This is a genomic window from Micromonospora sp. NPDC001898 (genome assembly GCF_042891255.1).
In the GTDB taxonomy this organism is placed as follows: Bacteria; Actinomycetota; Actinomycetes; order Mycobacteriales; family Micromonosporaceae; genus Micromonospora.
On sequence record NZ_JBIATC010000001.1, the window covers coordinates 276,935 to 296,545 of the forward strand.

A 19,611-nucleotide genomic window follows, 5' to 3' on the forward strand; every position below is an offset into this window, starting at 1 on the left:
TCACGACATGCCGCCGGACCGCCGGGGCGGCTACCGTGGACGGGTGCGTGACCCCAACGTCTCCCGAACCGTCGCCGGTCAGCTCTCCCCGGCGCGCCGCGCCACCGACCTGCGCCGGCTGCGCGCCGAGCGGTTCGACGTCCTGGTCATCGGCGGCGGCGTCACCGGTGCCGGGGCGGCGCTGGACGCGGCGTCCCGAGGGCTGAAGGTGGCCCTGGTGGAGGCACGCGACTACGCGGCCGGCACCTCCAGCCGGTCCAGCAAGCTGATCCACGGCGGCCTGCGCTACCTGGAGCAGTTCGAGTTCCACCTGGTCCACGAGGCGCTCACCGAGCGGGGGCTGCTCGCCACCCGGCTCGCCCCGCACCTGGTCCGGCCGGTGCCGATCCTGATCCCGCTGCCCGCCGGCCGGGGCGCACGGGACGTGCCGGCCCGCACCTTCCGCCGGTCCTACTACGGCCTCGGCGTGGCCGCGTACGACGCGTTCGCCGGGCTCTTCGGGGGCGGCCGGGGGATGCCGCTGCACCGGCACCTCACCCGGGAGGGGGCGCGGCGGATCTTCCCGAGCCTGCGCGCCGACGCCCTGGCCGGGGCGATCCGCTACTACGACGGGCAGGTCGACGACGCCCGGCTGGTGGTCACCCTGGCCCGCACCGCGGCCAGCCTCGGCGCGACCGTGGTCAACAGCACCCGCGCGGTCGGCCTGATCCGGCAGGCCCGCGAGGTGACCGGAGTCCGGGTCCGGGACCTGGAGGCCCCACCCGGCTCGCCCGACGCCGAGTTCGAGGTGCGCGCCCGTACGGTGATCGCCGCCACCGGCGTGTGGAGCGACGACATGTCCCGGATGCTGAACGACGTCGGGCTGCGCCCCGGCTTCCGGGTCCGGGCGTCCAAGGGGGTGCACCTCGTGGTGCCCCGCTCGGCGATCACCGGCGAGACGGGGCTGATCCTGCGCACCGCCACCAGCGTCCTGTTCGTGATCCCCTGGGGCGGGCACTGGATCATCGGCACCACCGACACCGACTGGCGGCTGGACCGGTCCCACCCGGCCGCCTCGGCCCGCGACATCGCGTACCTGCTGGACCAGGTCAACACGGTGCTGGACCGGCCGCTCACCACCGCCGACATCGAGGGCGTCTACGCCGGGCTGCGCCCGTTGCTGTCCGGCGAGGCCGACTCCACCTCCAAGCTGTCCCGGGAGCACGCCGTCATCGAGCCGATGCTCGGGCTGCTGCTGGTCGCCGGGGGCAAGTACACGACGTACCGGGTGATGGCCTCCGACGTGGTGGACCGCGCGGCCCGCCGGCTCGGCGGGGCTCGCCCGTCGCGCACCGCCGACCTGCCGCTGCTCGGCGCCGACGGGTACGCCGCGATGTGGCGGGACCGGGCCGATCTGGCCCGCCGGCACGGGGTGCCGGTCGGGGTGGTCGAGCACCTGCTGGAGCGGTACGGCACCCTGACCCTCGACCTGCTCGCCCTGGTCGACGCCGATCCGCTGCTGGCGTCCCCGCTGGCCGGGGCCCCGGAATACCTCGCGGCCGAGGTGACGTACGCGGCCCGCGCCGAGGGGGCGCTGCACCTGGAGGACGTGCTGACCCGGCGTACCCGGATCTCCTTCGAGACCACCCACCGCGGCCTGGAGTCCGCCGAGCACGCCGCGGAGCTGATGGGCGCGGTGCTGGGCTGGGACGCCGCGACCCGGGCGCGCGAGGTCGAGCACTACCGGGCGCGGGTGGAGGCGGAGCGGCAGTCCCAGCTGATGCCGGACGACGCGACCGCCGACGCGGCCCGGCTCGGCGCGCCGGACGTGCGGGGCTTCGCGGCCGACCGGGGCGCCGACGGCGATCCCGTCGAACTCCCGTCGTTCCCCCGGTGACCGGCCCCCTGGCGCAGGCCGGCGTCAGAGCACCTTGCCGGGGTTGAACAGCCCCTCCGGGTCCAGCGCCGCCTTGATCGCCTGGTGCACCCGAACGCTCACCGGGCCGATCTCCCGGGCCAGCCAGTCCCGCTTGAGCAGCCCCACCCCGTGCTCGCCGGTGCAGGTGCCGCCCAGCTCCAGGCCGAGCCGCATGATCTCGTCGAAGGCCCGCCGGCCCCGGTCCAAGCTGGCCGGGTCGGCGCGGTCGACCACGATGTTCGGGTGCAGGTTGCCGTCGCCGGCGTGTCCCACCACGCCGATCGGCACGTCGCACTCCTCGGCGATCCGGGCCACCCCGTCGAGCAGCGCGGCGAGCGAGCCCCGGGGGACGGCCACATCGTCGATGATCAGCCCGCCGTTCCCGCCCGGGTACGCGTCGGCGGCGAACTTCTCCATCGCCGGGTGGGCCAGCCGGCGGGCCTGGAGCAGCGCCGCCGCCTCCGCCGCGTCGGTGGCCGCGTACACCTCGTCGGCCCCGGCCGCCTCGCACACCTCGGCGATCCGGGCCAGGTCCTCGGCGGCCCGCGACCCGGTGTCCACGGCGGCGAGCAGCAGCGCCTGCGCGTCGGTGCGCAGCCCCATCGGCTGGTACGCCTCGATCGCCGCCAGGTGGGTCCGGTCGAGCAGTTCCAGCAGGCTCGGGGTCAGCCCCTTCGCGGCGATCTCCGCCACCGCCACGCCGGCCTCCGCCGTGGATTCGAACACGGCGACGAGGGTGAGCGACGCCTCCGGGGCGGGCCGCAGCGCGACGGTCACCTCGGTGACCACCCCGAGGGTGCCCTCCGAACCGACGAAGAGGCTGGTCAGGTCGTACCCGGCGACGCCCTTGGCGGTGCGCCGGCCGGTGCGCAGCACCTCGCCGGAGGCGAGCACCACCTCAAGGCCGAGCACGTACTCGGTGGTCACGCCGTACTTGACGCAGCACATGCCGCCCGCGTTGGTGGAGACGTTGCCGCCGATGGTCGACGACTCCCATGAGCCGGGGTCCGGCGGGTAGTACAGCCCCTCCCGCCGTACCGCCCCGGCCAGCGTCGCGTTCACCACGCCGGGCTGGACCACCGCGATCCGGCTCACCGGGTCGATCTCCAGGATCCGGTCCATCGCCACGGTGCTCAGCACGATCGCGCCGTCCACCGCGTTCGCCGCGCCGGCCAGCCCGGTCCGCGCCCCCTGCGGCACCACCGGTACGCCGTACCGCGCCGCCGCCCGGATTACGCCGGCCACCTCGTCGGTGCCGCGTGGGCGGACCACCACCAGCGGCGTCCCGGAGGCGCACAGGTCGGCCTCGTCCCGCTCGTGCATCCGGAGCAGGTCCGGGTCGGTCAGGACGGCGTCATCGCCGAGCACGGCGCGCAGGTCGGCGAGGAGGGGTGAGGCAACCATGCAGCAGAGGCTAACCCCCGGCTAGTTTGGCGACCATGCTGTATCTTGACCGGCCCGCCTGGCCGGCCCGTGGGCGGCTCTGGTCGCATCTGATCAGCGACGTCTCGTCCGCCGAGCTGCACGCCTTCGCCGAGGCGCTCGGCGCGCCCCGCCGCGCGTTCGACCGCGATCACTACGACATCCCCGCCGAGCGGTACGCCATGGCGGTGCACCTCGGAGCCAGGGTGGTCCCCAGCCGTGAACTGGTCCGCCTCCTGCGCGCCTCCGGACTCCGCCGCCCCAAACACCTGACCCACCCGACCCCCTGACCCACCCCCCTCCGCACGCCCCCGCCCCACCCACCACGAGAACGCCCCTCGGCGGGGCGGCGGGGCGGTGAGGCGGCGGAGGCGGCCACCGCCCACCGCCCACCGCCCGACCGCTCCACCGCTCCACCGCTCCACCGCCCTCCGTCCCGCGATCTTGCACTTGCGGCCCTCGTTTTGCGCCTTAGGTGGCATATGCGGGGGCCGCAACTGCAAGATCGCGGGGGCGCGGGGCGCGGGGTGGGGTGGGGTGGGGTGGGGGTGGGTTAGTGGAGGGTGGTGAGTTCGCGGTGGAGGTTGGCGCGGGCCGGGTGCTCCCAGCGGGCGGCCAGGGTGGGCAGCCGATAGAGGGTGGGCAGGGCCAGCAGGCCGTCGAGCACCGAGGCCCGCCCGGCTCGGAACACCGGCTCCGGCACGTGCGCGTACTCCCGGCGGACGGCGGCGGCGTACCGGTCGTACTCGTCGGGCGGACCGGCCAGCACGGCCAGGTCGGCGTCGCAGAGCAGCGCGCCGTCGCGGTCCCCGGCCGCGACCGCGTGCCCGGCGGTGAGCAGCACCAGCCGGCGGACCTCCGCCGCTGCCACGGTCGGCACCCCGACCCCGGTCAGCAGCGCGTCGGCGAGGTCGGCGCTGGCCCGCTCGTTGCCGTCCCCGCCGGCACGCGGGTCGTAGACCGCGTCGTGGCACCAGGCGGCGAGCCGGACCAGGTCGGGAACGTCGGCCAGCTCGGCGTGCGCGTCGACGACATCGAGGACGGCGGTCAGGTGCCGGGCGGTGTGGTAGTGCCGGTGCGGTTCCCGCCAGCGGGCCAGCAGGCCCGCCCCGGCATCGGTCAGCGCCGGTGAGTCCCCGGCCCCGGCGCCCCGGGCCGCCGCCCGCCACCGGCCGATCAGTTCCACCGTTTCCCGGCGGCCGTCCGAGTCCGTCATCTGGCCGAGTCTGCCGGAGCGGGCGAGGATTCACCGCCCTCGCGGTGGGTAGTCCCCGCCATGGCCGTGGCCCGGGACCGCCGATCGTCGCTGCTGCGGCGCGCCGGCCTGCACGACGGCGTGGCCGACATCGACTCGGCGCGGATCTCGGCGGCGATGGAGGAGCTTCGCCGTCGCAGCAGAGCCACCCTGCACGATCGGCTGCACCGGGTCCGGATGGCGATGGGCCTGGCCGTGCAGGCCGGGCTGGCCGCCGCGCTGGCCTGGGCCATCTCCCACCACCTGCTGGGAAACCCGCAGCCGGTCTTCGCGCCGATCTCGGCGGTCGGCGCACTGGCCGCGTCGGTCGGCCAGCGGCTGCGCCGGACCGTCGAGCTGATCATCGGGGTGGCGGTCGGGGTGTTCCTCGGCGACCTGCTGATCTACCTCGTCGGCACCGGGGGCTGGCAGCTCGGGCTGGTGGTGACGGCGTCCATCGTGCTGACCCTCTTCTTCGGTGGGAGCGTGTCGGTCGTCATCCAGGCCGCCGCCACCGCCGTGCTGATCGTCACGCTCAGCCCGTCCACGGAGGACCTGGAGATACCGCGCTTCATCGATGCCTTCATCGGCGGCGGGATCGCGCTGGTGGTGACAGCGGTCCTGTTGCCGCTGAACCCGCTGCGGGTGATCAACCGGGCCGCCCGGCCCGCGCTGGACCTGCTCGCCGACCAGCTCGACGCCACCGCCGAGGCGCTGCGCGGGCAGGACCGGGACAGCGCCCAGCGGGCCCTGGAACGGCTTCGCGCGAACAAGGAGGAGCTGAGCACCCTCATCGAGGCGATCGAGGGCGCGAAGGAGACCAGCATCCTCTCCCCGGCCCGTTGGCACCGGCGCAGCGAGCTGACCCACTACGCCGAGGCGGCCGACCCCATCGACCGCGCGATGCGCAACACCGGGACGCTGATCCGGCGTTCCGTGACGATGATCGAGGACGGGGAGCCGGTGCCGGAGCCGATGCCGGACGCGGTGGCCCACCTCGCGGAGTCGGTCCGCCTGCTCCGCCACGAGTTCGCCATCGGGGCGGAGCCGGAGAAGGCCCGGGAACGGTCCCTGCGCGCGGTCAGTGAGGCCGGCCGGGCGTACGCGCAGGGGGTCGGGTTCTCCGGCAGCGTGGTGATCGCGCAGGTGCGCACCACCGCCAGCGACCTGCTGGTCACCTCCGGCATCGACCAGGAGGAGGCCAACCGGCTGATCCGGGTGTCCTTCGGCGAGCAGGAGAAACCGACCGTCAGCCCGGCCGAGAGCACCCCCGCCCCGAAGCCGCCCACGGCCCCGCCGCTGGGCTGAGGCGCGCTCAGCCCAGCTCGGAGAGGGCGGTGAGCAGGCTCTCGACGTGCTCCGGCGTGCTGCCCAGGCCGATGCTGGCCCGCAGGGCGGTCGGGGGCAGGTCCCGGTGCCCACTGCGCGCGGCGGCCTCGGCGAGCAGCCGACGGGCCAGCGGGTGGGCGCAGAACAACCCGTCGCGGACCCCGATGTCGTACCGGATGGCCAGCTCCGCCGCGACCTCGGCCGAGTCCCGCCCGGCCAGCACGAACGAGACGATGCCCACCCGGGGCGAGTCCGGGCCGAAGGTGCGCAGCTCCACCACGTGCGGCAGGGCGGCCAGCCCGTCCCGCAGCCGGGCCAGCAGCGTCTGCTCGTGGGCGTGCAGCGCGGCCCGGTCCGCCCCGGCCAGCGCCGCGCACACCGAGGCGAGCGCGACCGCGCCGAGCAGGTTGGGGGTGCCGGCCTCGTGCCGGGCCGGGCCGGTGGCCCAGCGCACATCGTGGGTGGCGGCCCCGACGTGACTGGTGGCGCCCCCACCGGCCAGGTACGGCGGGGCCGCGTCCAGCCAGTCGCCCCGGCCGAGCAGCACCCCCGCGCCGAACGGCGCGTACAGCTTGTGCCCGGAGACGGCCAGGTAGTCCACGTCCAGCGCGGCCACGTCGACCGGGGCGTGCGGGGCGAGCTGGGCGGCGTCGACCGCGATCCGGGCGCCGTGCCGGCGGGCCACCCGGGCCAGTTCGGCCACCGGCCAACGCTCCCCGGTCACGTTGCTCGCCCCGGTCACCGCCACCAGCACCGGCGGGCGGGCGGCGGTGCCCCGGCGCAGCTCGGTCAGCGCCGCGTCCAGCGCCCGGACCGCCTCGGCGGGGGCGGCCGGCACCGGCAGCCGCACCGAGCCGCGCGGCCAGGGCAGCAGGTTGGCGTGGTGCTCCCCGGCGAACGTCACCACCGTGGTCCCGGCGGGCAGGGTCCGGGCCAGCAGGTTCAGCGCGTCGGTGGTGTTGCGGGTGAACACCACGTGGTCGCCGGCGCGGGCGCCGAAAGAGTCGCCGACCGTCTGCCGGGCCCGCTCGTACTCCAGCGTGCAGCGCCGCGACAGCGCGCCGGCACCGCGGTGCACGCTGGCGTACCAGGGGAGCAGCTCGGCCACCGCGTCGGCCGCGGCCCGCGCGCACGGCGCGCTGGCGGCGTAGTCCAGGTTGATCTGGCCCGGCACGCCGAGCACGTCGAGCGACCGCGACGACGCCGACACGGTCCGCGCGGGCGGCGGCGTGAGCGAGGGTACGAGGGTGATGGTCATGGCACGACCTCCGGGTCCAGGGACCCCGGGTGACACCACCGGGACGGGGTCCGCGCTTGCCCAGCGCCGGACAGGGCTGGGCCCGGTCATCACCCGGGGCACCCCACCGCGAACTCGACGAGGGTTGCCGGCCAGCAAGCCGGGGCTTGATGCTGGCGCTCGTGACCTGACGACAGGATAACGGTCGACCGATGCGGCCGGAACAGCCGGCGGGGGATGACTACGCTGATGTAATGGCCGACACCCCGCCCGGCGGCGCCGCGTCGCCGTGGACCCCGCACGACCTCCCTTCGCAGCCCGGTGGGGCCGCCCCCCGGATGCCGGTGCGCCGGCTGGGCTGGCAGCGGATCCTGGTGGTGGTCCTGGTGGTGCTGCTGATCGCGGCGTGCGCGGTCTACATGCTCTTCAAGCTCGGCTTCAACCTGGGGCCGGAGGCGCTGCTGATCGGCGTGGTCGCCGCGATCCTGCCGGTGCCGGTGCTGGTCTCCTGCTTCCTGTGGCTGGACCGGTACGAGCCGGAGCCGTTGAAGTATCTGATCTTCTGCTTCGTCTGGGGCGCGTTCGTCTCCACGGCCGCCTCGCTGACCGTCAACGGGTTCTTCGCCGCCCGGTTCGCCGACTGGGGGCTGCCCGACGCGTTGACCGCGGTGCTGGTCGCCCCGTTCATCGAGGAGCTGACCAAGGCGATCGGCCCGATCCTGCTGCTGATCTTCCGCCGCCGGGAATGGTCCGGCATCACCGACGGCCTGGTCTACTGCGGGCTGTCGGCGGTCGGCTTCGCCATGGTGGAGAACATCCTCTACCTGGGCGGTTACGGCTACGCCTCCGGCGTCAACGAGTACGGTCCGGCGACCGGGGCGCGGCAGGTCATCGCGATCTTCATCGTCCGGATCCTGCTGTTCGGCTTCGCCCACCCACTGTTCACCTCGATGACCGGCGTGGGTCTCGGCATCGCCGCCCGGACCGCCGACCGTCGGGTGCGCTTCCTCGCCCCGGTCGCGGGCCTGCTGCTGGCGATGATGCTGCACGGCACCTGGAACCTGCTGCCGTCGCTGGCCCAGGCCACCGGGCAGACGATGGTCGCCCTGTACGGCTACCTCGGGGTGATGGTGCCGATCTTCTTCGGCATGGTCGGGTTGGCGGTCTGGCTGCGCGGCTGGGAGGGGCGGCTGACCGAGCGCACCCTGCCCGAATACGTGCGGGCCGGGTGGCTGACCCCGCCGGAGGTGGCGGCGCTGGGCAGCCTGGGCCGGCGGCACGCCGCCCGGACCTGGGCCCGGCGGGTGGCCGGCGACGCGGGGCTCAAGGCGATGCGCGGATACCAGTTCTCCGCCACCCGGCTGGCGCTGCTGCGCGACGGGATGCACCGAGGGCTGGACCGTCGGCCGGCCGACCGGGAGCGGACCGCGTGGGAGGAACGGGAGCTGCTGGACGCGATCACCGCGTACCGGTCCTTCTTCGTCGGCCGGGATCCGCAGGTGCCGGTCGGGAGCTGGGACGGCCACCGCTACCACCTGCGATTCCCCGACGGGTCGCAGCGGCCGGTCGACGCCCCGGACGAGCCCGTGGTGCCGATCCCGGTGGTGCTCGCCCCGCCGCCGCCCCCGGCCCACCCGGGGCCTTACGGCCCGCCCGGCTGGTACGGCCCCCGCCCGGCCGCCCCCTGGCCGCCGGGCGCCGCCTGACGGGGGCGGGTCGGCCGGTCAGGTCATCAGGCCGGTGAGGAAGTCACCGATGCCCACGGCCATCGCCGCCAGGCCCGCCCCGATCGCCTTGCACATCTGCGCCGCGCTGTCCGGCCGGAAAGCCACGAAGTAGATCAGGAACGCGACGCTTCCCCAGAGGAGAACCTTCTTCACGAATACCGGCACGATCCCTCCCCAGGGCGCTGGACGTGCCTGGCTTCCCGTAGTCGGCAGCCGCAAACGACGCGTCGCCGACCGGGGCGACGACGGCGCAGGCCGGGACGGACCCGGGGGAGGAAAGCGGAAGGGCCTGCCGCAGGCGTTACAGGTACAGGCCGGTGGAGCCGTTCGACTCCGACTCGATCCGTTCGGCGGCGACGGCGTGCACGTCCCGCTCGCGCAGCAGGACGTACCCCCTGCCGTGCAGCTCGACCTCGGAGCGGTCGTCGGGGTCGAAGAGCACCCGGTCGCCGGAGACGATCGAGCGGACGTGCGGCCCCACGCCCACGGCGGTCGCCCAGGCCAGTCGCTTGCCCACGGCGGCGGTCGCCGGGATCACGATGCCGGCGGTGGAGCGGCGCTCACCCTCGCTGCCGTCCACCTTCACCAGCACGCGGTCGTGCAGCAGACGGATCGGCAGGCCGGAGTCGAGGTTCTGGTCGGCGGTCACGACGGAACGGTACCGCGTCCAACCGGGCCACCCCGCTGGTGGTTACGCGGACGCCGACCGGGGCAATGTGTGGCGGAACCGCCCTAGGCTGGGGCGACGGACGTATCCTGTCCCCCCTGTCCTGTGGGCAGGTTGAATCTGATGCGGGAGGTGCGCTTGAGCCGCTTCGAGCGGGTACGCGGACGGCTCCGCCGCGCGTACGAGTCGGGCCGGGAGTCGGTGCGGCGGGCCCGCGCCGATCCGACCACCGTCGCCGACGGGGGACCGGGCCGTGCCGCGGCGACGGGCGGCGTCGACTCCACCGGGGAGGCCGGGGTGGCATCTCCCACCTCGCCGGGCCCGGCGGCCCCGCCGTCGGCGACGGTGGTCGGCGCCGAGCCGCCCGCCGCGATGCACAACTCCACCGCCAGCCGGGACGACGCCGACGTGCCGCACGCCCTGCGGATCGCCGCCGCCTGGTCGTGGCGGCTGATCGTCGTCGGTGTGGTGTTCTGGGCGCTGCTGAAGGTCGTCGCCACCATCAGCATCGTGATCATCCCGCTGGCCATCGCGCTGCTGCTCTCGGCGCTGCTCGCGCCGGCCGTCGGCTGGCTGCTGCGGGCGCGGCTGCCCCGCTCGCTGGCCACGGCGGTGGTGCTGGTCGGCGGCCTGGTCGGCGTCATCGGCACGCTGACGCTGGTGGTGAACGAGTTCATCAAGGGCGTGCCGGAGCTGAGCAAGAAGTCGTCCGAGGGCGTCCGGCAGATCCAGGACTGGCTCAAGACCGGCCCGCTGCACCTGTCCGACAGCCAGCTCACCCGGTACATCGACGAGGCGCAGGACTGGATCAACAACAACACCGAGAAGTTCACCAGCGGGGCCGTCTCCACCGCGGCGACCCTGGCCGAGGTGCTGACCGGCATCGTGCTGGTGCTCTTCGCCACGTTCTTCTTCCTGCGCGACGGCAGCCGGATCTGGCGCTTCCTGGTCCGGCTGCTGCCGGTGGCCGCCCGGTGGAAGGTCGACGACGCCGGCCGGGCGTCCTGGGAGACCCTGGGCGCCTACGTCCGGGCCACCGTGCTGGTCGCGTTCATCGACGCCGTGGGCATCGGCACCTTCCTGGTCATCTTCGACATCCCGTTCGCGTTCCCGCTGGCCGCGCTGGTCTTCCTCGGGGCGTTCATCCCGATCGTCGGTGCGGCGCTCTCCGGTGTCGTCGCGGTGCTGGTCGCGCTGGTCGACAGCGGCCCGGTCACCGCGTTGATCATCCTGGGCGTGGTGATCGGCGTGCAGCAGGTCGAGGGGCACATTCTCCAGCCGCTGATCATGGGTCGGGCGGTGGCCATCCACCCGCTCGCGGTGATCATCGGCATCGCGGCGGGCGTGGTGCTCGCCGGCATCACCGGGGCGCTGGTCTCGGTGCCGCTGATCGCGGTGCTCAACACGGCGGTCCGCCGGCTCGCCGCGCGTACCGTGCCGGACACCCCGCCGGACGCCGTGGTGGTCGCCTCGAAGGCGCCCTGACCGTTCCGTGGAGCCACCGGGCCCGTCCCCGCCGTCGCGCGGGGCGGGCCCGTCTCCTGCCGGACGCGTACGTCAGGACCGGCCGAGGCGTTCCAGGGCACCCCGGGCGACCTCGGGGCGGGTGGTGTACCAGAACGGGGGCAGCGAGCGGCGCAGGAACGGGCCGTAGCCGCGCGCCGTCTCCAGCCGCGAGTCGAGCACCGCGACCACGCCCCGGTCCCCGGTGGCCCGGATCAGCCGGCCCACCCCCTGGGCCAGCCGGACGGCGGCGATCGGCACGCTCACCGCAGAGAAGCCGGAGCCGCCGCCCGCGTCCACGGCTGCGGCGCGGGCCGCCGCGAGCGGCTCGTCCGGGCGGGGGAAGGGCAGCCGGTCGATCACCACGAGCTGGCAGGCGTCGCCCGGCACGTCCACGCCCTGCCACAGCGACATCACCCCGAACAGGCAGCTCGACCGCTCCTCGCGGAACCTCCGGACCAGCAGCGGCAGCGACTCCTCGCCCTGGAGCAGCACCGGCAGGTCGGTCCGCGCCCGCAGCAGCTCCGCCGCCTGCTGCGCGGCCCGCCGCGAGGAGAAGAGCCCGAGGGTACGCCCACCGAGCGCGCCGACCAGCGCCAGCAGCTCCTCGCCGGCCGCCTCGGGCAGCCCGGAGACGCTGGGGCGGGGCAGGTGCGCGGCGACGTACAGGATGCCCTGCCGGGCGTAGTCGAAGGGCGAGCCGACGTCGAGCGACCGCCACCCCGGCCCCTCGGTGGCCGGGACGGTGCCGGTGGTGGGGCGGCTGCCCGGCGCGGCGGCGACCGGGGCGGCACCGGGCGGGGCGTCACCACGGGCCGTGGCGACGGCCAGCGCGGCGGCGGCCGGGGACGGCGGGGAGGGCGTCGGCGCGTCCAGGCCCAGCGCCCGGGCCACCGTGTCGAACCGGCCGCCCAGCGCCAGGGTCGCCGAGGTGGCGACGACGGTGCGCTCGTCGTAGAGGTGGGTGGCGAGGGTGCCGGCGACCGAGAGCGGGGCCACCACCAGCGCCCGGCGGCTGTTGTTGTCCGGCTTCTCCACCCAGGCCACGTCGTGCTCGGCCTCCTCCAGGAGCCGCTGGGCGGTGGTGGACAGCTCGTCCAGCACCGCCTTGGCCTGCTGCTTGCGCACCGGGTCCGGATCGTCGGACTTGACGTCGCCGATCCCGTCCAGGGCGGCCCGGGTGGCCGCGTCGAGCAGCGTGCACGCCTCGCGCAGCGGCCCCGGCAGCCCGGCGGTGAGCCGGCCCGCCGGCACCTCGGCCAGCCCGGCGGCGAGGGCGCCGCCGGCCTCGGTGAGCCGCTCGGCGACCTCCGGGCGCAGCAGCGGGCGGGCCCGCCGGGTGGACCGGTCGATCAGCTCCGGCACCAGCTCGGCCTGGGCGGCGGAGGAGACCCGGTCGGCCAGCTCGTGCGCCTCGTCCACGATGAGCAGCTTGTGCGGCGGCACGATGTGCCGCCCGGCGAGCATGTCGACGGCGAGCAGGCTGTGGTTGGTGACCACGAGGTCGGCCTCGCGGGCCCGGGCCCGGGACGCCTCGGCGAAGCACTCCGCGCCGAACGGGCAGCGGGACGCCCCGACGCACTCCCGGGCCGGCATGGAGACCAGCCGCCATGCCTGGTCGTCGACGCCCGGGTCCAGCTCGTCCCGGTCGCCGGTGTCGGTCTCCAGCGCCCAGTCCCGCAGCCGCTGGACCTGCTTGCCCATCCGGCCGGCCTCGCCGAGCCACTTCCCGCCCCCGCCGCCGGCCCGGGGCTCCACGGCGTCGAAGAGGGTGTCCGTCGGCTCGTCCTCGGTCGAGTTGTCCAGCCGGGCCAGGCAGAGGTAGTGGTGCCGTCCCTTGAGCACCGCGAAGGTGGGCCGGCGGCCGAGCACCGGCTCCACCGCGTCGGCGAGCCGGGGCAGGTCGTGGTCGACGAGCTGGGACTGCAACGCCAGGGTCGCGGTGGAGACCACCACCGGGCCGTCCACGGTCAGCGCCGGGGTCAGGTAGGCCAGCGACTTGCCGGTGCCGGTGCCGGCCTGCACCAGCAGGTGCTCGCGGGAGGCCACGCACTCCTCGATCGCGGTGGCCATCTCCTGCTGGCCGGGGCGGGCCGCCCCGCCGGGGACCGCGCCGACGGCCGCCGCGAGCAGCTCCCCGGCGCTCGCCCGATTCCCGCGCCGCCGGGATGCGCTGCGGGGGAGGGCGGAACCGGGAGCGGTGCGCGGCGGAGTCACCGTGCGACGGTACCCGCCGCCGTCGACGCCGGGCACGCCCCGCCCCGCGTGGCGGGGTCACCCTACGGAATCCCACGGGCCGCATCCGGTTACTTCTGCCGCGCGACCGATGGGCGGTATCGACTAGGGTGCGAATCATGCCGAGCGACGTGGTCCGCGTGATCTACCGCAAGTACGACGGCAGCGCCCACCGCGACTACCCGGCCCGTCGGCTGGCCGAGGACGACCTCGGCGTCTGGCTCGGCGTGCCGGCCGGCACCGAGTCGGTCTACCACGGCCGGCCCTCGGTGGAACAGATCCCCTTCGTGTTGCTGGTGCCGCGGCACGGCTGGTGGACGGGGATGTTCAACCCGCCACCCCGGACCAGCGAGGTCTACTGCGACATCACCACCCCGGCCCGCTGGGAGGGCGACGACACCGTCCACCTGGTCGACCTGGACCTGGACGTGGTGCGCCGCCGGGGCACCGGGCTGGTCGAGCTGCGCGACGAGGACGAGTTCGCCGAGCACCGGGAGCGCTTCGGCTACCCGGCCGACCTGGTCGCCGAGGCCGAGGCCGCGTCCCGCCGGCTGCTGGTCGCGCTCGGCGACGGCAGCGAGCCGTTCGCGGCGGCGTACCGGAAGTGGCTGGCCCTGGTGGTCTGAGCCCGCCCGCCGGCCGGGCCCGCACCCGGCCGCCGTAGCGGCCGGCCTGGCCGAACACGTCCCACCCACCCCGAACGTGACCTCACCCCTCGGGCGCTCGCCGGGCGGGAGGGGGCGGGGTGGGCGATGATCCGGGGATGGACGCGTTCGGTGGAGTGGAGGTCGTGGCGCCGGAGGGCGGCACGGTGCGGGAGTTGCTGCGGGTGGGCGGCGGCGCGGTGGACCTGGGGGTGGTCGATCCCCGGTCGACGCCGGGGCTGCCCGCGGCGGCGGGCCGCGGCGGCGCCCGCAAGGCGTGGGCGCGGCAGCAGGTGGAGTTGGCCGGCGTGGGGCTGGGGCGACAGCAGGAGATGCTGTTCGCCGCGGCCAAGGGCGCGGCCGGCCCGAATGCCCCGGCGAGCGCCCCGACGACCGCTGACGCGGGCCTGGGACGGGGTCGCCCCGGGCGGGTGCTGCTGGTGCTCCAGGCCATGGACTGCGGCGGCAAGGACGGCACGATCAAGCGGGTGGCCGGCGCGATGAATCCGCTCGGGCTGCACATCCGCTCGTTCGGCCCGCCCACGGCCGCCGAGCGGCGGCACGACTTCCTGTGGCGGATCCGGCGTGTCGTGCCGCCGCCCGGGTACGTCGGGATCTTCAACCGCTCGCACTACGAGGACGTGCTGATCGCCCGCGTGGAGTCGCTGGTGCCGGAGGCCACCTGGCGGGCCCGGTACGACAAGATCAACGCCTTCGAGCGGGAGCTGACGGACGCCGGGGTGACCCTGGTGAAGGTGATGCTGCACATCTCGTACGCCGAGCAGGGGGAACGGCTGTCGGAGCGGCTGAGCGACCCGGCCAAGCACTGGAAGTACAACCCGAGCGACCTGGACTCCCGGGCCCGCTGGGACGACTACCAGGCCGCGTACGCCGAGGCCCTGGAGCGGTGCGGCACGGACGCCGCACCCTGGTACGTGGTGCCGGCCGACCGGAAGTGGTACCGCGACTGGGCGGTGGCCCACCTGCTGCGGGAGACGTTCGGCGACCTGCATCTGGGGTATCCGCCGGCCGACTTCGACGTGGCGGCGGAGCGTAGGCGGTTGTGCGGCGGTTGACCGAGTCAAGGTGAACGACAGGTGAACGACCAGTAAATGGCGGCTGGCCGAGGGTGGGCCGAGGAATTCGGGGTTCTGCCGTTTCCTAGCATTCCCCATGCAGGCACCCCCGGGGCGTCCGCCGCCCTTCCACCGACACGACGAGGTCCAGGCTGTGAAGTTTTCCTTCCGCCCCACCGAGGGCGCCTTCTACGAGCTCTTCACCAGGGCCGCGCAGAACTTGGTACGGGGCACCGCGCTGCTGAACGAGCTGGCCCTGCCCGGCGTGGACGTGCAGTCGGTCAGCGAGCGGCTCACCGAGGTCGAGCACGACAGCGACCAGATCACTCACGACCTGTACAAGAAGATCAACTCTACCTTCATCACCCCGTTCGACCGTGAGGACATCTACCGCCTGGGCTCGCTGCTCGACGACGTGATGGACCACCTGGAGGCCGTGGGCAACCTGCTCTACCTGTACGGGCTGACCAAGCTGCCGTCGCTCCCGCGTGAGCTGCACGACCTGGTCAACGTGCTGGACCAGCAGGCCAAGCTGACCGCCGAGGCGATGCCCCGGCTGAAGTCGATGAAGGACCTCGAGGACTACTGGATCGAGTGCAACCGGCTGGAGAACGACGGCGACCAGGTGTACCGGATGCTGCTGGTCCGCCTCTTCTCCGGCGAGTACGACGCCCTGACGGTGCTCAAGATGAAGGAGGTCGCCGACGAGCTGGAGGCGGCCTGCGACGCCTTCGAGCACGTGGCGAACACCGTCGAGACCATCGCGGTCAAGGAGTCCTGATCCTGTGACTCCCGAACTCATCGCCGTGCTGGCGGTGATCGCGGTGGCCCTGGCGTTCGACTACACCAACGGCTTCCACGACGCCGCCAACGCGATCGCGACCAGCGTCTCGACGCGCGCCCTGACCCCCCGGGTGGCGCTTGCCCTCGCCGCGGTCGGCAACTTCGTCGGCGCCCACTTCGGCGCCGGCGTCGCCAAGACCGTGGGCGACGGCCTGGTCATCCTGCCCACCGGGGTGGCCAGCCTGGGCGTGCTCTTCGCCGGGGTGCTCGGCGCGATCGCCTGGAACCTGATCACCTGGTACTTCGGCCTGCCGTCGTCGTCCTCGCACGCGCTGTTCGGCGGCCTGGTCGGGGCGACCCTGCTGGCCGCCGGCGGGGTGGTGCAGTGGGGCACGATCGGTGCGAAGATCCTGCTGCCGATGGTGCTCTCGCCGATCATCGGCCTGACCCTGGGCTACCTGCTGATGCTGGCGATCCTGTGGATCTTCCGCAACGGGCAGCCGGGCAAGCTCAACCGGGGCTTCCGCTGGGCGCAGACCGCGTCGGCGGCGGCCATGTCGGTCGGCCACGGCATGCAGGACGCCGCGAAGACCATGGGCATCGTGGTGCTCGCCCTCTACACCGGCGGCTTCCAGGCCGACAAGAGCCACATCCCGGGCTGGGTGTTCTGGACCTCGGCGGCCATGCTGGCGGCCGGCACGTACGCCGGTGGCTGGCGGATCATCCGGACCCTGGGTCGCAAGATCATCGACCTGGGTCCGCCGGAGGGCTTCGCCGCCGAGACGGTGGCCAGCGCGGTGCTCTACTTCAACGCCCTGGTGCTCCACGCGCCGATCTCCACCACCCACACGATCACCTCGGCGATCATGGGCGTGGGGGCGACGAAGCGGCTCTCCGCCGTGCGCTGGAACGTCGCCGGCAACATCGTGATCGCCTGGGTCATCACGTTCCCGGCCGCGGCGCTGATCTCCTGCGTCGCGTACCTGCTGGTCCGCCCGCTCTTCGGCTGACCGCCGGTTCGGAGGGGCTCCCCGCGTCGACGGGGAGCCCCTCCGACTCACTTGTAGCGCACGCCGATCTGCTCGCGGACGGCGTCCAGCAGGGCCATCACCTCAAGGGTGGTCGAGTGCGGGACCAGCGGGCTCTCGGTCAGCCCCGCGGCGATACAGCGCTGCACCTCGGCGGCCTCGTACTGGTAGCCGCCGCCGGTCAGGTCGGCGGGGATCGTCTCCGGGTCGGCCCCGGCCCGGTGCAGGGTCGCCAACGGCGGCCGGAAGAACGGCGCGGGCAGGTCGATCCGGCCGGCGGTGCCGGTGATCGAGGCGACCATCGGGGTGGCCCCGATCATGCCGCAGCTCAGCGTCGCCACCGCCCCCGAGTCGTACCCGAACACCATGCCGGTGTTCTCGTCGACGCCCTCGGGGCCGAGCTTCGCCCAGGCCCGGACGTGCTGCGGGACTCCGAGCAGCAGGTGGGCCAGGCTGACCGGGTAGACGCCCAGGTCGAGCAGGGCCCCGCCGCCGAGTGCGCGGGACCGCATCCGGCTTTCCGGCGCGAACGGCCCGGCCGCCCCGAAGTCCGCCTGCACGCCGGTGACCCGCCCCACCGCCCCCTCGGCGATCAGCTCGACCACCCGCAGGATCAGCGGGTTCGTCCGCATCCACATGGCCTCCATGAGGAAGACCCCCCGGGCGCGGGCTGCCTCGACCAGTTCGGTGCTGTCCGCCAGGTCGAGGGTGAACGGCTTCTCCACCAGCACCGCCCGGCCGGCGGCCAGGCAGGTCATGGTCGCCTCGTGGTGCGCGACGTGCGGCGTGGCCACGTAGATCGCGTCCAGCTCGTCGTCGGCGGCCAGCTCCGCCCAGGAGCCGTACGCCCGCTGTGCGCCGTGCTTGTCGGCGAACCGCCGCGCGCCCTCCGGTGTCCGCGAGCCGACCGCCACCAGCTCGGCTCCCGGCACCAGCCGGAGGTCCTCGGCGAAGCGGCCGGCGATGTGGCCGGTGGCCAGAATCCCCCAACGTGTCATGCGTCCACGCTAGTCGGGGCCGGTCCGGGCCCGACGTCCGCCGAGTCGGGCGGCCCACCCTGCGGGCTACCCTCGGCGCATGACGATCGACAGCGACGGCTTCGCCGCCCCGCCGGCCCTGGTCGAGCACGCCCGCCGGTTCCGCGCCGAGGGTAACCCGCCGGCGCGGCCCCGGGTCTCGGCGACCGTGCTGCTGCTCCGCCCGGCCGGCGTCGACTTCGAGGTGTACGTCATCCGCCGCGTCGCCGCGATGGTCTTCGGCGGCGTGTACGCCTTCCCCGGCGGCGGGGTGGACCCGTCGGACTCCCAGGCCCATCTCGACTGGGCCGGCCCCGAGCCGGCGGCGTGGGCCGGGCGGCTGGGCGTCGCGCCGGACGCCGCGCAGGCCGTGGTGTGCGCCGCCGCCCGGGAGGTCTTCGAGGAGTCCGGGGTGCTGCTGGCCGGCCCGGACGCGGCGACCGTGGTGGGCGACGTCAGTGGCGACGACTGGGAGGCCGCGCGGCAGGACCTGGAGGCCCGCCGCCGGGGCTTCGCCGACCTGCTGGCCGGCCGGGGGCTCACCCTCCGGTCGGACCTGCTGCTGCCGTGGAGCCGGTGGATCACCCCGGAGTTCGAGCCACGCCGCTTCGACACGTACTTCTTCGTGGCTCTGCTGCCGCAGGGGCAACGGACCCGGGACGTCTCCGGGGAGGCCGACCACACGATGTGGGTGCGCCCGGCGGATGCCCTGGCCCGGGCGGAGGCCGGCGAGCTGACCATGCTCCCGCCGACCCTGGTCACCCTGGCCCAGGTGGCCGCCGCCGGTGACCTCGCCGGGGTGGCCCGCGCGTCCGCCACCCGCGACGCCGCCACCCCGATCACCCCCCGCCTGGACCTCCCGGAGACCGGCGAACCCCGCTTCGTCCTCGACTGACCGCCCACCCCCTCCTCGCCGATCTTGCACTTCCGGCCCGGTCAAATCCGGCACACCGCCCGAAACGAGGGCCGCAACTGCAAGATCGACGGGGCGGGGGTGGGGCGGGGTGGGGTGAGGTGGGTGGGGTTAGCCGAAGCGGCCGGTGATGTAGTCCTCGGTCTTTTTTTGGCTCGGGTTGCTGAAGATCTTCTGGGTGTTGTCGTACTCGATGAGGCGGCCCGGGTCGCCGGTCTTCTCGATGGAGAAGAAGGCCGTGCGGTCCGAGACGCGGGCGGCCTGCTGCATGTTGTGCGTGACGATGATGATGGTGAACTTGTCCTTGAGCTGGAACATCAGGTCCTCGATGGCCAGCGTGGAGATCGGGTCCAGCGCGGAGCAGGGCTCGTCCATCAGCACCACCTGCGGCTCGACCGCGATCGTCCGGGCGATGCAGAGCCGCTGCTGCTGGCCGCCGGACAGGCCCGCGCCCGGCTTGCCGAGGCGGTCCTTCACCTCGTCCCACAGGTTCGCCGAGCGCAGCGCCCGCTCTGCGGCCTCGTCCAGGATCGACTTCTTCCGCACGCCGTTGAGCCGCAGACCGGCCACCACGTTCTCGTGGATGCTCATGGTGGGGAACGGGTTCGGCCGCTGGAAGACCATGCCGATCGTCCGGCGCACGGCGGTGACGTCCACATCGCGGTCGTAGATGTTCTGCCCGTCGATGGTCAGGTCGCCCTCGACCCGGGCCCCCGGCAGCACCTCGTGCATCCGGTTGATCGACCGCAGGAACGTCGACTTGCCGCAGCCGGACGGCCCGATCAGGGCGGTCACCGTCTTTGGCTCGACGGTCAGGTTGATGTTCTCGATCGCCTTGAAGGCGCCGTAGTAGGCGGTGACGTTCGAGGCGTCGATGCGCTTGGCCATGGTGGTGGTACC

The 19,611-nt window shown here is 74.2% G+C and carries 17 protein-coding genes, 1 pseudogene and 1 riboswitch; of the genes and pseudogenes, 10 read left to right on the forward strand and 8 right to left on the reverse strand.

Features of this window, described 5'->3' with window-relative positions; genetic code table 11:
- Positions 1 to 7 precede the first annotated feature (7 nt).
- Positions 8 to 1,876, forward strand: coding sequence for a glycerol-3-phosphate dehydrogenase/oxidase (locus ACFYZF_RS01330; RefSeq protein WP_387014566.1), 1,869 nt, complete (start codon positions 8 to 10; stop codon positions 1,874 to 1,876).
- Between the two features lie 24 nt (positions 1,877 to 1,900).
- Here ACFYZF_RS01330 and ACFYZF_RS01335 read toward each other — a convergent pair whose 3' ends face one another.
- Positions 1,901 to 3,301 carry an FAD-binding oxidoreductase gene (locus ACFYZF_RS01335; protein WP_387014568.1) on the reverse strand — a complete coding sequence of 467 codons (1,401 nt, stop codon included), beginning with the start codon at positions 3,299 to 3,301 and terminating at the stop codon, positions 1,901 to 1,903.
- Positions 3,302 to 3,336: 35 nt separating this feature from the next.
- On the opposite strand from ACFYZF_RS01335, the gene ACFYZF_RS01340 reads away from it, so the two are divergent.
- Positions 3,337 to 3,609, forward strand: coding sequence for a DUF4031 domain-containing protein (locus tag ACFYZF_RS01340; protein ID WP_387014570.1), 273 nt, complete (start codon positions 3,337 to 3,339; stop codon positions 3,607 to 3,609).
- Between the two features lie 263 nt (positions 3,610 to 3,872).
- Here ACFYZF_RS01340 and ACFYZF_RS01345 read toward each other — a convergent pair whose 3' ends face one another.
- The gene (locus ACFYZF_RS01345) at positions 3,873 to 4,535 is read right to left on the reverse strand and encodes a metal-dependent phosphohydrolase (protein ID WP_387014573.1); all 663 of its coding nucleotides are present in this window, start codon (positions 4,533 to 4,535) and stop codon (positions 3,873 to 3,875) included.
- 66 nt (positions 4,536 to 4,601) lie between these two features.
- Between ACFYZF_RS01345 and ACFYZF_RS01350 the strand changes: the two genes are divergently transcribed.
- A complete protein-coding gene (locus ACFYZF_RS01350) occupies positions 4,602 to 5,861 on the forward strand; it encodes an aromatic acid exporter family protein (RefSeq protein WP_387015994.1) in 1,260 nt (419 codons plus the stop codon).
- 7 nt (positions 5,862 to 5,868) lie between these two features.
- On the opposite strand, the gene ACFYZF_RS01355 is transcribed toward ACFYZF_RS01350, so the two are convergent.
- On the reverse strand, positions 5,869 to 7,140 hold the full coding sequence (locus ACFYZF_RS01355; protein WP_387014576.1) for an aminotransferase class V-fold PLP-dependent enzyme: 1,272 nt from the start codon (positions 7,138 to 7,140) through the stop codon (positions 5,869 to 5,871).
- A gap of 47 nt (positions 7,141 to 7,187) precedes the next feature.
- Positions 7,188 to 7,307: riboswitch (SAM riboswitch) on the reverse strand.
- Positions 7,308 to 7,331: 24 nt separating this feature from the next.
- On the opposite strand from ACFYZF_RS01355, the gene ACFYZF_RS01360 reads away from it, so the two are divergent.
- A complete protein-coding gene (locus tag ACFYZF_RS01360) occupies positions 7,332 to 8,825 on the forward strand; it encodes a PrsW family intramembrane metalloprotease (protein ID WP_387014578.1) in 1,494 nt (497 codons plus the stop codon).
- Between the two features lie 18 nt (positions 8,826 to 8,843).
- Here ACFYZF_RS01360 and ACFYZF_RS01365 read toward each other — a convergent pair whose 3' ends face one another.
- Positions 8,844 to 9,011: a hypothetical protein gene (locus ACFYZF_RS01365; RefSeq protein ID WP_350888362.1), complete on the reverse strand. Its 168-nt coding sequence runs from the start codon at positions 9,009 to 9,011 to the stop codon at positions 8,844 to 8,846.
- Between the two features lie 136 nt (positions 9,012 to 9,147).
- Positions 9,148 to 9,495, reverse strand: a complete 348-nt coding sequence (locus ACFYZF_RS01370) for a GroES family chaperonin (RefSeq protein WP_387014582.1) — start codon at positions 9,493 to 9,495, stop codon at positions 9,148 to 9,150.
- A gap of 141 nt (positions 9,496 to 9,636) precedes the next feature.
- Here ACFYZF_RS01370 and ACFYZF_RS01375 point away from each other — a divergent pair, with 141 nt between their 5' ends.
- Entirely contained in the window at positions 9,637 to 10,998 is a 1,362-nt protein-coding gene (locus ACFYZF_RS01375; protein WP_387014585.1) for an AI-2E family transporter, read from the forward strand.
- A gap of 72 nt (positions 10,999 to 11,070) precedes the next feature.
- Here the strand turns inward: ACFYZF_RS01375 and ACFYZF_RS01380 are convergent.
- Positions 11,071 to 13,260: pseudogene (locus ACFYZF_RS01380) on the reverse strand (ATP-dependent DNA helicase); the annotation flags it as partial.
- Positions 13,261 to 13,370: 110 nt separating this feature from the next.
- On the opposite strand from ACFYZF_RS01380, the gene ACFYZF_RS01385 reads away from it, so the two are divergent.
- From ACFYZF_RS01385 to ACFYZF_RS01400, 4 genes are all read left to right on the forward strand, one after another.
- Entirely contained in the window at positions 13,371 to 13,877 is a 507-nt protein-coding gene (locus ACFYZF_RS01385) for a DUF402 domain-containing protein (RefSeq protein WP_387014588.1), read from the forward strand.
- A 137-nt stretch (positions 13,878 to 14,014) separates the two neighbouring features.
- Complete coding sequence (locus ACFYZF_RS01390; protein WP_387015996.1) at positions 14,015 to 14,971, forward strand: PPK2 family polyphosphate kinase; 957 nt, start codon at positions 14,015 to 14,017, stop codon at positions 14,969 to 14,971.
- A 154-nt stretch (positions 14,972 to 15,125) separates the two neighbouring features.
- On the forward strand, positions 15,126 to 15,752 hold the full coding sequence (locus ACFYZF_RS01395; protein ID WP_161686268.1) for a DUF47 domain-containing protein: 627 nt from the start codon (positions 15,126 to 15,128) through the stop codon (positions 15,750 to 15,752).
- 4 nt (positions 15,753 to 15,756) lie between these two features.
- Positions 15,757 to 16,764, forward strand: a complete 1,008-nt coding sequence (locus tag ACFYZF_RS01400; RefSeq protein ID WP_387014591.1) for an anion permease — start codon at positions 15,757 to 15,759, stop codon at positions 16,762 to 16,764.
- Between the two features lie 47 nt (positions 16,765 to 16,811).
- Here ACFYZF_RS01400 and ACFYZF_RS01405 read toward each other — a convergent pair whose 3' ends face one another.
- Complete coding sequence (locus ACFYZF_RS01405) at positions 16,812 to 17,780, reverse strand: Gfo/Idh/MocA family protein (protein WP_387014594.1); 969 nt, start codon at positions 17,778 to 17,780, stop codon at positions 16,812 to 16,814.
- 79 nt (positions 17,781 to 17,859) lie between these two features.
- Between ACFYZF_RS01405 and ACFYZF_RS01410 the strand changes: the two genes are divergently transcribed.
- Positions 17,860 to 18,693 carry an NUDIX hydrolase gene (locus tag ACFYZF_RS01410; protein WP_387014596.1) on the forward strand — a complete coding sequence of 278 codons (834 nt, stop codon included), beginning with the start codon at positions 17,860 to 17,862 and terminating at the stop codon, positions 18,691 to 18,693.
- Between the two features lie 129 nt (positions 18,694 to 18,822).
- On the opposite strand, the gene pstB is transcribed toward ACFYZF_RS01410, so the two are convergent.
- Entirely contained in the window at positions 18,823 to 19,599 is a 777-nt protein-coding gene (gene pstB, locus ACFYZF_RS01415) for a phosphate ABC transporter ATP-binding protein PstB (RefSeq protein ID WP_387014599.1), read from the reverse strand.
- Positions 19,600 to 19,611 lie beyond the last annotated feature (12 nt).